The following is a 12,588-nucleotide window of genomic DNA, read 5'->3' on the forward strand; positions in this document are numbered from 1 at the left end:
AAACGAACATTCCACCGTTGTGAAAGGAGTACACAAGAGATGGAAAGAAACAGCGGATTCCGGATCCTGTGGCTGATCCGGGAAGTGGAGATTTCCATGAGGCGTTACGGAAACAGGAGGCTTCGGCAGGAAGGGAATATCTCTTTTATGCAGAAACTGATCCTGGAATATCTCGTATCGCGCGGGGAGAAGAAGGTCTGCGCTTCCGATATCCGGGCGGAACTGGATATCCCTAAGGCTTCTCTTTCCGATAATCTGAAAGCGCTCTGCAGAAAAGGGTATCTGAAGATGGAGACCAGTCCCGAGGATGAACGGAGAAAATGGATCGCCCTGACGGACCGGATCGACGAGAACGAGCGGTATATGGAACAAAGCCTGGAAGAAGACCAGACGCGCATCTGCCGTGGAATCTCAGATGACGATCAGAGAATTCTGGAACGTGCACTTGGAAAAATGCTGGAAAATCTCCGTGAGGAGAACAAGAGGAGGACGAATGTATGATAAAGACGTTAATCAGTCAGGTGGGGGAATATAAAAAAGTTTCTCTGCTGACGCCGCTTTTTACGGCGCTGGAGGTGCTGATGGAAATTTTGATCCCGTTCATCACCGCCTCCATAATTGATAAAGGGATTGAGGCAGGAGATATGAGACAGGTCTGCTTTTACGGGGCCATCATGCTGATTCTGGCATTTTTAAGCCTTACTTTCGGCGTATTGGCAGGAAGGTACGCGGCGGCCGCTTCGGCGGGTTTTGCCTGTAACCTGAGAGAAGGGATGTACAAAAATATTCAGACCTTTTCTTTTTCCAATATCGATAAATTCAGCACGGCAGGTCTGGTTACCCGTATGACTACCGATGTGACAAATCTGCAGATGGCGTATCAGATGTGCCTGCGCATCGCGGTCCGGTCGCCGCTGATGCTGGTCTGCAGTATGGCTATGTGCTTCTTCATCAATGTGAGACTGAGCGCGATTTTCCTGGTCGCCATGGTAGTGCTGGGATGCGGCCTGTTTTTCATTATGTCCCGGACGACGAGGGTTTTCCGGGAAGTATTCCGCAAATATGACGAACTGAACGCCAGCGTTCAGGAAAACGTGGCCGCGATCCGGGTGGTCAAAGCGTTTGTAAGAGAAATTTATGAGAATGAGAAGTTCCGCAAGGCGGCGGACCGTCTGTACAAACTGTTTGTAAAAGCAGAAGGGACGTTGGCGTTCAACAGCCCGCTGATGATGCTGGTGGTATACGGATGTATCATCTCCCTGTCCTGGTTCGGCGCGCACTTTGTAGTGGCGGGAAGCCTGACCACCGGAGAACTGACATCCATGTTTTCCTATATTATGAGCGTGCTTATGTCCCTGATGATGCTCTCCATGATTTTCGTCATGCTGACGATGAGCATGGCAAGCGGAGAACGTATCGCGGAAGTATTGAATGAAAAGGCGGATCTGGCAAATCCTGTGCAGCCGGTCATGGAGATCGAAGACGGAAGCATCGATTTTAACCATGTGGGTTTCTCCTATAAGCACGGCAGCGGCGAAGAAACGCTGCATGACATCGACCTGCACATTAAGTCCGGGGAGACCATCGGCATCATCGGCGGCACCGGCTGCGGAAAATCCAGTCTGGTCAGCCTGATCAGCCGGCTGTACGACGTGACCTCCGGTTCTGTGTATGTGGGAGGAAAAGACGTCCGCAGTTATGACATGGAGACGCTGCGCAACCAGGTGGCTGTGGTACTGCAGAAGAACGTTCTGTTTTCCGGAACAATCCTTGACAATCTGCGTTGGGGCAAAGAGGACGCTACGGAAGAAGAATGTATCGAAGTCTGCCGGCAGGCATGCGCGGATGAATTCATCGAGCGGTTTCCGGACCGTTATAATACCTGGATCGAGCAGGGCGGCAATAACGTGTCCGGAGGACAGAAGCAGAGACTCTGTATCGCCAGGGCGCTTCTGAAAAAACCGAAGGTTTTGATACTGGATGATTCTACAAGCGCGGTGGATACCGCGACGGATGCCCGGATCAGGGAAGCGTTTGCGAAGAAAATTCCGGGTACTACGAAGCTGATTATTGCTCAGAGGATTTCCAGCGTACAGGACGCGGACCGCATCGTGGTCCTGGACGACGGCCGGATAGGCGGAATCGGCACCCACCGGGAACTGCTGGAGAACAACAAAATCTATAAAGAAATTTATGAAGCCCAGAGCAAAGGCGGCGGAGATTTTGACCATCCGGGAAAGGAAGGGTGAATGCGATGAGAAAAGATGTATTAAAACGAATATTAGGATACATGCTGAAATATTACAAAGGCTCCTGCCTGGCTGTGATCGTATGCGTGCTGGGATCGGCCCTGTGCACGCTGCAGGGGACTTTGTTCATGCAGAGTCTGATCGACGATTATATTTTGCCGATGACGGTGGCGGATGCTCCGGATTTCAGCGGCCTGGCCGCGGCGCTGATAAGACTGGCAGCGGTCTTTGTTATAGGAATTATATGCGCGTATGGATATAACCGGATCATGGTAAACGTGAGCCAGGGAACCATGAGAAGGCTGAGGATGGAGCTGTTTACACATATGGAGGCTCTTCCGATCCGCTACTTTGATTCGCATGCCCATGGCGATATCATGTCGGTCTATACCAACGATGTGGATACGCTGAGACAGCTGATCAGCCAGAGTATTCCGCAGACGTTGAATTCCATGGTGACGCTGGTGACTACGTTTGTGAGCATGCTGGTGTTGGATATTCCGCTGACGGTTCTTTCCGTGCTGATGGTGTGTGTGATGCTGTTTACCACCTCCAGGCTGGGCAGCCGTTCCGGCAAGTATTTCAGCCGTCAGCAGAAAGACCTGGGACGGGTAAACGGATATATTGAAGAGATGATGGAAGGTCAGAAGGTCGTCAAGGTATTCTGCCATGAGGAGAAAACATTTGAAGAGTTCCAGAAGCTTAACCAGGAGCTTCGGGTGAGTGTGGAGAACGCGAACAAATACGCCAATATCATGATGCCTGTGAATGCCAATATCGGTAATATCAGCTATGTGCTCTGCGCAGTGATCGGAGCGCTTTTAGCTCTCGGAGGATTCGGGGGGCTGACGCTTGGCACGCTGGTTTCTTTCCTGACGCTGAATAAAAACTTTACCCAGCCGGTGACTCAGATCAGTCAGCAGATGAACAATATCATCATGGCCATGGCGGGCGCTTCCCGTGTGTTCAAGCTGATGGACGAGACGCCGGAGACCGACGACGGTTATGTGGAATTGGTCAATGCGAAAGAAAACCCGGACGGCACTCTGACAGAGAGCGCGGAACGGACCGGTATCTGGGCCTGGAAACATCCGCACCGGGCAGACGGGACGGTTACTTATCAGAGACAGGAAGGTCATGTGACTTTTGACGATGTGGATTTCGGATATACGGACGACAAGATTGTGCTGCATAACATTACGATGGATGCCAAACCGGGTCAGAAGATTGCTTTCGTAGGAAGTACCGGCGCCGGCAAGACGACGATCACGAATCTGATTAACCGATTTTATGATATTCAGGACGGCAAGATCCGGTATGACGGTATCAATATCAACAAGATCAAGAAGGGCGATCTGCGCCGTTCCCTGGGTATGGTGCTTCAGGATACCCATCTGTTTACCGGAACGGTCATGGACAATATCCGGTACGGAAAACTGGACGCCACTGATGAAGAGTGTATTGCGGCGGCAAAACTGGCCAATGCGGACGGATTTATCCGCCGCCTGCCGGACGGTTATCAGACGATGCTGACCGGAGACGGTTCAAACCTGAGTCAGGGGCAGAGACAGCTTCTGGCCATCGCCAGAGCGGCAGTGGCGGATCCGCCTGCACTGATTTTGGACGAGGCCACATCTTCCATAGATACCAGGACAGAGACGCTGGTACAGGAAGGCATGGACCGTCTGATGAAAGGCAGAACTACATTTGTGATCGCCCACAGACTTTCTACGGTGCGGAACGCGGACTGCATCATGGTGCTGGAACAGGGACGGATCATAGAGAGAGGGACTCACGATCAGCTGATCGAGGCAAAAGGCCGTTATTATCAGCTGTATACGGGCCATGCTCCGGAGGAAAAAAAGGGCGCCTGAAAATTTTGCAAATATGTGCGGACAATGATATAATGGACAGGAAGTGCAGAACCGGAATGTGCCTTTCGGCACATCCGGTGATTGCCGCGCGGGGTTCCGCCCGGCCGGGAGGAGTGAATCAGTATGCGTGAAGTCAGACAAGGACAGTTTTACCGACATTTTAGGAACCGCCTGTATCAGATTGTGGCGGTAGCAGAACATTCCGAGACAGGAGAACAGATGGTGGTCTATCAGGCGCTGTATGGAGATTACCGGGTGTATGTGCGCCCTTATGAGATGTTCGTCAGCGAAGTGGATCATGAAAAATATCCGGATGTCTCCCAGAAATACCGTTTTGAACTGGTAGAATTTACGCGGAAAGAGGACGGACAGGAGAACAGACAGGAGACGGCGCGGGAAGATCCTGCGGAAGAGGAAGTACAGAAAAAACAGCCGGTTCCGCGGACGGACGAGATGAACCAGGTAGATCCGGTACTGCTGGAATTCCTGGACGCGGACACGCTGGAAGAGAAGATGCATATTCTGGCATACAACCGGAACAGGATGACGGAAGGGCTGTTGAACAGTATCGCCATCTCCCTGGATCTGGTGGTGGAGAAAAAAGGCATACAGGCGCAGTACGACGAGATCATGAACTGTCTCGGCACGATGGAACGGTTTGAGTGCAATCGTATGCGCTAGAAAAGAAAAAGAGAGGTTGGAGAAAATGGAAGAAAAATCCTGTAAAAGCGGGTGCAGCCGCGAAAGCTGCGAGGGCTGTGAACATGCGTCGGCGGAAGGAAAGACGAACAGCTTCCTGGCAAAATTAAACGAACAGTCGAAGATCGGACATGTGATCGGCGTCGTCAGCGGAAAAGGAGGCGTAGGAAAGTCCATGGTTACAGCGTCCCTGGCCAATCAGATGGCAAAGGAAGGATACCGTGTAGGGATCCTGGATGCGGACATTACAGGACCTTCAATTCCAAAGATGTATGGAATCCATGGACCGGCCGAGATGTGGGGGGAGAACAATATTCTGCCTGTGTCTACGGAGAATGACATCGAAGTGATGTCAATTAATCTGCTGCTTCCGGATGAAGAGTCTCCCGTGATATGGAGAGGCCCGATCCTGGCCAATATGGTGAAACAGTTCTGGAGTGACGTGGTCTGGGGAGAACTGGACTATCTGTTCGTAGATATGCCGCCGGGAACCGGTGATGTGCCGCTTACGGTATTCCAGTCCATTCCGGTGGACGGGATCGTAGTGGTGACGTCTCCGCAGGAACTGGTGCGGCTGATCGTGAAGAAAGCGCTCCATATGGCGGAGACCATGAAGATTCCGGTGCTGGGGCTGGTGGAAAACTACAGTTATGTAGTCTGTCCCGACTGCGGAAAGCAGTTCCGCATTTTCGGAGAGAGCGGTATCGATACTCTGGCGGAGGAGCTGGAGATTCCGGTGCTCGGGAAAATGCCGATTGATACAAAGCTGGCCGAGCTGGCGGACGGCGCGTTTGCCCGGGCGGAGAACGGGTATCTGAAAGACGCGGCTGCGGCGCTTAAAAATTTATGATATCCAGAAATCTTTGACAACCGCGAAGAATTCCCGCAGGAGATTGGAGGGCTGCGTAGGCAGGTCTCCTCTCGCGGGAATTCCGCATACCGTATCATAACCCAGGGTTTCGGCCAGGTGCAGGGCGCGGCAGATGTGAAAGTCGCTGCTGACAATGCCCACGGAGGCGCCTTCCGGAATCATTTTTTTGGAAAATGCCAGGTTCTGCCTGGTGTTTTTTGATTGGTCCTCTTCCAGAATACGTTCCGGTTCCATGCCGTGGGATACCAGCCAGTTTTTCATGGCGGATGATTCCGTACAGGGCTCATTGTCTCCCTGACCGCCGGAGACAATGAGGATGGAGGAAGGATTCTCCCTGGCATATGTGAGCGCGCGCTCCAGACGGAGACGAAGCGCCCGGCTGGGCCCTTCCGGGCGTACATGCGCGCCCAGAACCACCACATAATCCAGTCCTTTTTCCGGTACGGTCAGAGCTCCCCGGAGGATCATGCCTTCCACCGCCGCGAAGAAAAAGACCCCCAGAATGACCGCGCCCAGGAGCAGGCAGCGAATGATTCCGGGAAGCAGCTGCCAGAAACGGATCCGGAAGAGCCGGCCCAGCAGAAGAAAACCTGCGCCCATGGCCGGCCAGATCAGATAGAAGGCGGAAGTGAATCCGGTATATAACAAAAGAAAGAAAAAATAACACAGGCACAGGAGACCTGCCGCGATGCAGAATACAGTCATAATCATACCTCTTTATCAGATTACTTCCATTATATCACGGGTATGCATATACTGAAAGAAAAAAGGTAACCGCACATGTTTCAAACAACACCTGCCATTGTTTTTCAGCAGATTCTGCGTCAGGGACAGCCGCTAAAAGGAAAAATATTCCGGCTTTACAAACGGATGTTCTCCTTGTATAATAAAAACAGAACATATGTTCGATAAAAGCAAGGAGGAAAGAATATGGGATACAGGATTAGCCAGGAGATGGACCTGATGCGGAAGCTGGAGATTCTGGCAGATGCGGCGAAATATGACGTGGCCTGTACGTCCAGCGGAGTGGATCGGAAGAATACAGGCAGCGGCACAGGAAACTGTATGACGACCGGTATCTGTCACAGCTTCAGCAGTGATGGACGATGCATTTCTCTTTTAAAGATTTTATTTACCAATGAGTGTATTTTTGATTGCAGATACTGTATCAACCGCCGGAGCAACGATGTGCCCCGGGCGTCATTTACCCCGCAGGAGGTCTGCGACCTGACGATGGGATTTTACCGCCGCAACTACATCGAGGGCCTGTTTCTGAGTTCCGGTATTTTCCGGAATCCCGACGTGACGATGGACCTTCTCTATCAGACTCTGTATAAACTGCGCCGGGAGTATAACTTCCAGGGATATATCCATGTGAAAGCCATACCGGGGGCGGATCCGGAGATCGTGGAACGGACAGGATATCTGGCAGACCGCATGAGCGTGAATCTGGAACTGCCTACGGCGGAAGGCCTGCGGGTGCTTGCGCCCCAGAAGCAGCGCTCGCGGATGCTGGCGCCGATTCGCCAGGTACAGCAGCGGCGTATGGAGAACCGGCAGGAACTGGCTCTTTACCGGCATGCGCCGAAGTTCGTCCCGGCTGGACAGTCCACGCAGATGATCGTCGGCGCTTCCGGAGAGAGTGATTTTCAGATCCTGAAAGTTGCGGAACACATGTATCGGGAGTATGAGATGAAGAGGGTCTTTTATTCGGCTTTTGTACGGGTGAATGACGACAGCCTGCTCCCGGCTCTGCCCGGAGGCCCGCCGCTCCTGCGGGAGCACCGGCTTTACCAGGCGGACTGGCTGCTCCGGTTTTACGGATTCCATACGGAAGAGCTCCTGTCTGAAGAGCGCCCGGATTTTAACGTATTCCTGGATCCCAAATGCGACTGGGCGCTGCGCCACCTGGAATATTTCCCGGTGGAGGTCATGAAGGCGGATTACCAGACGCTGCTGCGGGTGCCGGGGATCGGCGTGCATTCGGCCCGGAGGATTGTGAAGGCACGCAGGCTCGGAACTCTGGACTATACGGTTTTGAAAAAGATGGGAGTCGTGCTGAAAAGAGCTGTATTTTTCATCACCTGCGGCGGCAGACAGATGTATCCGGTGCGGCTGGAGGAAGACTTTATCCTGCGCAATATGTTGGATAGAAAGGAGAAGCTGCCTGCCGGCGTGTCTCCGGCCTATACGCAGCTGTCGCTGTTCGATGATCCGCGTTTTTTGGTGTGAGGACACTCTGACAGGTATCCTGACAGGAGTCTATGATGCCTGGGACAGCCGCCTGGGCCATCAGAACGTGAGACTGTCCTCCGCCGCCGCGGAGGATCTGGAACTGTTCTGCGAATATACGGACGTGGAGCCGGATGTGGAAAAGGCGGGGAAAGTTTTCCGCACCGTGAAGCGCAGGATGGGAGAGGAAGCTGCGCTGATGATCGCGTACGCTTCGGCGTGTCCCCATGATGAAAAGGCGGATGCTGTCTACCGTATGATCGTGATCGGGCTGCATCTGCCGGATGGCAGGGAGATCTGCCATATGCTGACCCGCCCGGAGGTACGGCTGATCTCTGAACTGCGCAAAAAAGCGTGGCACATCGCGCATCGCTATATGGGATTTGTCAGGTTCCGGGAACTGGAAAACGGCGTTCTGTTTTCCGAGATCGAGGCAGAAGCAGACATTCTGGCAATGATCGCGCCGCACTTCGCGGACCGGCTGCCCGGGGAGAACTGGGCGATCCTTGACAGGAACAGGCAAAAGGCGGCGGTACATCCGGCGGGAAAGAACTGGTTTATATTGGAGGAAGTAGATGAGGAAAAGCTGTCCCTGCCGTGCCTGTCCCGGGAAGAACCCTATTTTCAGGAACTGTGGAGGGAATTTCACCGGGCCATAGGGATCCGGGAAAGAGAAAACATGGCGCTGCAGCAGGCGTTTCTTCCGCTGAAGTTCCGGAACGTCATGACAGAATTCTGGGAAACCTGCGGGCAAAAGCAGACATATAAGCAACCTTAACGCCTGTTTTTCCTCTGCTCTGAATTGTTGTGAAAATTGTGAAAAATGAAGAGAAACCAAAACGTCCGAGGCGTAAAATTTAGAAAAACACTTTCAGGCAGACGGATGGATGCAGAAGGAAGGGTGGACAGAACGGTGGAAAAAGAGTGAAAATCAGCCTGCGTTTTGAGGAAAATATACAAAAGAAAGGAAGGAGGTATCAAAAACAGAAAATTTGACAACACTTGCGTAATGTGTATAATAAACACCAGCAAAACCGATGCGGCGCACCAAGTATGAGCTTCAGGCTCCGGCGCAAAGGAGACTCTGAGAAAGAGCGTGAACAAGGTGAGTGAGATAAAGATCCGCCTGGATGCGGATGGTATCGTTGATTTTGTGAAGGCTGCTACCGAGTGTGATTTTGATATTGACGTTCATTGTGAACGGATACATGTGGACGGCAAGTCCATCCTGGGAATGATGAACATGGATCTGAATCATGTGCTGACAGTTCAGTATTATGGATACAGCGTCAGGTTTGAGGAGATGCTGGCCCGGTATGCAGTAGCGTGAATATGGCAGTTTCTAAATTTTAGTTTTTATACCTTATATTACCCCCTTTCAAAAAGCGGTCTCACCCCAGAGGCTGCTTTTTTCCATGTAAAATTGTGTTTGTAAAGAAAATGAAAAAAATATAAAAAAATAATAAAATTTCGGTTGACTTTACCAGGAGATTCTGGTATTCTGAACATAGAAATTAAAGAGAGTGGATTGTTACTGTTAGACAGGCAAAACCAAATTTTATGAACAGGATAGAAAAGGACTGTTTATGAAGTTTGGTTTTTTTGTTTCAGAGGAGATCGATATGATTATTGAAAAAGTGATAAATAACAATATCGTTTCGGCTCTTGATGAGACGGGAAAAGAGGTTGTGGCTATGGGCCGCGGCCTTGGATTCGGAGTAAAGCCAGGGATGAAAGTGGATGACGGCAAGGTGGAGAAGATTTTCCGCATCCCCGGCCAGAGTCTGGCGGAGCAGTTCAAGGATTTGCTTGCAAATATGCCGCTGGAGCATGTGAAGGTTTCCAATGACATTATTTCTTATGCGAAAAACAGGATCAAGCTGAGGTTGAATCCGAGCATCTATGTGACCCTGACGGACCATATTAATTTTGCCATTGCCAGATATACAGACCATATCAGCCTGGAAAATGCCCTGCTGTGGGAGATCCGCAAATTTTACCCGGATGAGTTCGGGATTGGAAAATATGCTTTGCAGCTGATTAAAAAAAGGCTGGGCGCGGATCTGCCGGAAGACGAGGCGGGGTTTATCGCACTCCATTTTGTGAACGCGGAATACGGGACGGACATCAAGGACGCGCTTCATTTCCCGGACCAGCTGAAAGGAATTCTGGACATTGTAACCAGTGAGCTGGGCGTAGAACTGGACGAAGGCACTCTGCACTATGAGCGTTTTATCACCCATGTGAAATTTTTGCTTCAGAGGATCTACCGCAAAGAGCTGCTTCCAAATGAGGAAGACGAGCTGGCAGAGATGATGAAAGAAAAATATCCCAGAGAATATGCCTGCAGCCGGAAGATTGCAGAGTATATAGAGAAGACGGCGGACTGCCGTCTGTCCGGAGAGGAAGTCATGTATCTGACCATCCATATCCGGAGGGTTACGATGGCGGAAGAATAAGGGGAGACCCTGAAACTGAGCAGAGCAGGAGGGACGAAATGTTTGGTTTTTTAAAAAAGAAAGAAAACAAAGAAAGCAGTTATATACTTGGATCGCCGGCAAAGGGAAAGGCTGTTCCTTTGTCTGAGGTAAATGACCCTACTTTTGCGGAGGAGATGCTTGGCAAAGGCGTGGCGGTAATTCCGGCGGAAGGCCGGATCTGCGCTCCGGCTGACGGGAAAATCGATATGGTGTTCGATACTCTTCACGCAGTCAGCATGGTGACGGATTACGGCGCCGAGGTGCTGATCCATGTGGGCCTGGATACGGTGAAGATGAACGGAGAGGGCTTCAAGGGTCATGTGAAAAGCGGAGATCATGTAAAAAAAGGAGATCTGCTGCTGGAACTCGATCTGGAGAAAGTAAAAGCGGCAGGTTATGACACGATCACTCCCATGATTGTCTGCAATACGCCGGACTATGCATCGGTGGAAGCTCTGGCCGGCAAAGAAGTGGCCGTGGGTGACGATGTGGCGGTTCTAAAGAAGCACTGATTTAATCAGCATTTTCTTAGACACAAAATCATTTGGTTTTAACCGGGAAAGCCGGTTGAAATAGAAAAAGGGATTCATAATCAAAAAGGAGGGAATCTTATGAAATTCTTACAGAAACTCGGAAAATCACTGATGCTTCCTGTAGCGTGTCTTCCGATCTGCGGTATCCTCATGGGTATCGGTTATATGCTGGCTCCTGCGGCTATGGCAGGAGAAGTGGCCGGATTCCAGGCAAGCGGTATCGCTTACCAGATCGGTTACTATCTGATCAAAGCAGGTGGTGCGCTGATTGATAATATCGCAATCCTGTTCGCCATCGGTATCGGTGTCGGCATGTCAGATGACAACGACGGTACCGGCGGACTGGCAGCGCTTGCTTCCTGGCTTATGATCACGAACCTGCTGGCAACGGCTAACGTAACCGTTATCATGCCGTCCATCGCCAACAATCCGGATGCAACGCTGGCGTTTGATAAGATCGCCAACCCGTTCATCGGTATTATCGCAGGTATCATCGGTTCCATGTGCTACAACAAGTTTAAAGGAACCCAGCTTCCCAACTGGCTTTCTTTCTTCAGCGGCAAACGCTGCGTAGCGATTGTGGCAGGCGTAACTTCCATCATCGCATCCGTAGTACTGCTGTTTGTATGGCCGATCGTTTTCGGCGCTCTGGTAGCTCTGGGCGAAGGAATCCTTGGCATGAAGGCAGTAGGAGCAGGTCTCTACGCGTTCTTCAACCGTCTGCTGATCCCGTTCGGACTTCACCACGCACTGAACAACGTGTTCTGGTTTGATACTATCGGTATCGGCGACCTGACCAACTACTGGGCAGGCATGACCTCCGCAGACGTATCCTGGAGCCTTGGTATGTACATGTCCGGATTCTTCCCGTGCATGATGTTCGGTGTTCCGGGAGCGGCTCTGGCTATGGTACATACTGCAAAGAATAAAAAAGCAGCTATCGGTCTTCTGGCATCCGCAGCGCTCTGTGCGTTTGTCTGCGGTGTAACTGAACCGTTCGAGTTCGCATTTATGTTCCTTGCTCCGGTTCTGTACCTCATCTATGCAGTACTGTATGGTATTTTCACCTTTGTTACGGTATTGGTTGGATTCCGCGCAGGATTCAGTTTCTCTGCCGGCGCTACAGACCTGGTGTTCTCTTCCTTCCTTCCGGCAGCAGAGAATACCTGGATGATCATTCCGCTGGGTATCGCAGCATTTGTTGTATTCTATCTGGTATTCCGTGTGGCTATCCAGGCGTTTGATCTGAAGACCCCGGGACGTGAGGACGAAGATACGGAAGCTGAGAAACAGGCAGTTCTGGCCAACGATAATTTCACAGAAGTGGCAAGAGTCATTCTGGAAGGTGTTGGCGGAAAAGAAAACGTGACTTCCATCGACAACTGCATTACCAGACTTCGTCTGGAGATCAAAGACTACACCAAGGTAGATGAAAAGAAGATCAAATCTGCAGGCGTAGCGGGCGTTATCCGTCCGGGCCAGAAATCTGTACAGGTTATCGTAGGAACGAAAGTACAGTTTGTGGCGGACGAATTTAAAAAGCTCTGCAAATAAACAGATATCAATAATCCCTTTTGAACGACTGGGGGCGCGGCATATGCCGCGTCCCCATTTGGAGTATCCGGAAAATATTAAGAAAGGACGGCGCGG

General features: G+C 51.2%; 12 protein-coding genes. 11 read left to right on the top strand and 1 reads right to left on the bottom strand.

From position 1 onward, the window contains the following. Window positions 1–39: 39 nt before the first annotated feature. From B5F29_RS00840 to B5F29_RS00860, 5 genes are all read left to right on the top strand, one after another. Window positions 40–501, top strand: coding sequence for a MarR family winged helix-turn-helix transcriptional regulator (locus tag B5F29_RS00840; protein ID WP_087152781.1), 462 nt, complete (start codon window positions 40–42; stop codon window positions 499–501). Continuing rightward, complete coding sequence (locus B5F29_RS00845) at window positions 498–2,249, top strand: ABC transporter ATP-binding protein (protein WP_087152782.1); 1,752 nt, start codon at window positions 498–500, stop codon at window positions 2,247–2,249. The genes B5F29_RS00840 and B5F29_RS00845 overlap by 4 nt, the downstream gene beginning before the upstream one ends. Window positions 2,250–2,254: 5 nt before the next feature. Beyond that, window positions 2,255–4,123 (top strand): ABC transporter ATP-binding protein, encoded by a 1,869-nt coding sequence (locus tag B5F29_RS00850; RefSeq protein ID WP_087152783.1) that lies wholly within the window; start codon window positions 2,255–2,257, stop codon window positions 4,121–4,123. Between the two features lie 123 nt (window positions 4,124–4,246). Next, window positions 4,247–4,804, top strand: coding sequence for a DUF1653 domain-containing protein (locus B5F29_RS00855; RefSeq protein WP_087152784.1), 558 nt, complete (start codon window positions 4,247–4,249; stop codon window positions 4,802–4,804). A gap of 25 nt (window positions 4,805–4,829) precedes the next feature. After that, window positions 4,830–5,672, top strand: coding sequence for an Mrp/NBP35 family ATP-binding protein (locus B5F29_RS00860; protein ID WP_087152785.1), 843 nt, complete (start codon window positions 4,830–4,832; stop codon window positions 5,670–5,672). Here B5F29_RS00860 and B5F29_RS00865 read toward each other — a convergent pair. After that, the gene (locus tag B5F29_RS00865; protein ID WP_162608324.1) at window positions 5,667–6,398 is read right to left on the bottom strand and encodes a YdcF family protein; all 732 of its coding nucleotides are present in this window, start codon (window positions 6,396–6,398) and stop codon (window positions 5,667–5,669) included. The genes B5F29_RS00860 and B5F29_RS00865 overlap by 6 nt on opposite strands. A 225-nt stretch (window positions 6,399–6,623) precedes the next feature. On the opposite strand from B5F29_RS00865, the gene B5F29_RS00870 reads away from it, so the two are divergent. From B5F29_RS00870 to B5F29_RS00895, 6 genes are all read left to right on the top strand, one after another. Further along, window positions 6,624–7,925: a putative DNA modification/repair radical SAM protein gene (locus B5F29_RS00870; protein ID WP_087152787.1), complete on the top strand. Its 1,302-nt coding sequence runs from the start codon at window positions 6,624–6,626 to the stop codon at window positions 7,923–7,925. Then, window positions 7,903–8,703, top strand: a complete 801-nt coding sequence (locus tag B5F29_RS00875; RefSeq protein ID WP_087152788.1) for a TIGR03915 family putative DNA repair protein — start codon at window positions 7,903–7,905, stop codon at window positions 8,701–8,703. Before B5F29_RS00870 ends, B5F29_RS00875 begins: the two co-directional genes overlap by 23 nt. Window positions 8,704–9,021: 318 nt before the next feature. Then, a complete protein-coding gene (locus B5F29_RS00880; RefSeq protein ID WP_242955544.1) occupies window positions 9,022–9,255 on the top strand; it encodes an HPr family phosphocarrier protein in 234 nt (77 codons plus the stop codon). 292 nt (window positions 9,256–9,547) lie between these two features. Further along, a complete protein-coding gene (gene licT, locus B5F29_RS00885; protein WP_087153055.1) occupies window positions 9,548–10,384 on the top strand; it encodes a BglG family transcription antiterminator LicT in 837 nt (278 codons plus the stop codon). Between the two features lie 38 nt (window positions 10,385–10,422). Beyond that, a complete protein-coding gene (locus tag B5F29_RS00890; protein WP_087152789.1) occupies window positions 10,423–10,917 on the top strand; it encodes a PTS sugar transporter subunit IIA in 495 nt (164 codons plus the stop codon). Window positions 10,918–11,016: 99 nt separating this feature from the next. Further along, window positions 11,017–12,492 carry a PTS transporter subunit EIIC gene (locus B5F29_RS00895; RefSeq protein WP_087152790.1) on the top strand — a complete coding sequence of 492 codons (1,476 nt, stop codon included), beginning with the start codon at window positions 11,017–11,019 and terminating at the stop codon, window positions 12,490–12,492. The last annotated feature ends 96 nt before the right edge of the window (window positions 12,493–12,588 follow it).

This window comes from Lachnoclostridium sp. An196 (genome assembly GCF_002160135.1).
GTDB lineage: Bacteria > Bacillota > Clostridia > Lachnospirales > Lachnospiraceae > Hominiventricola > Hominiventricola avistercoris.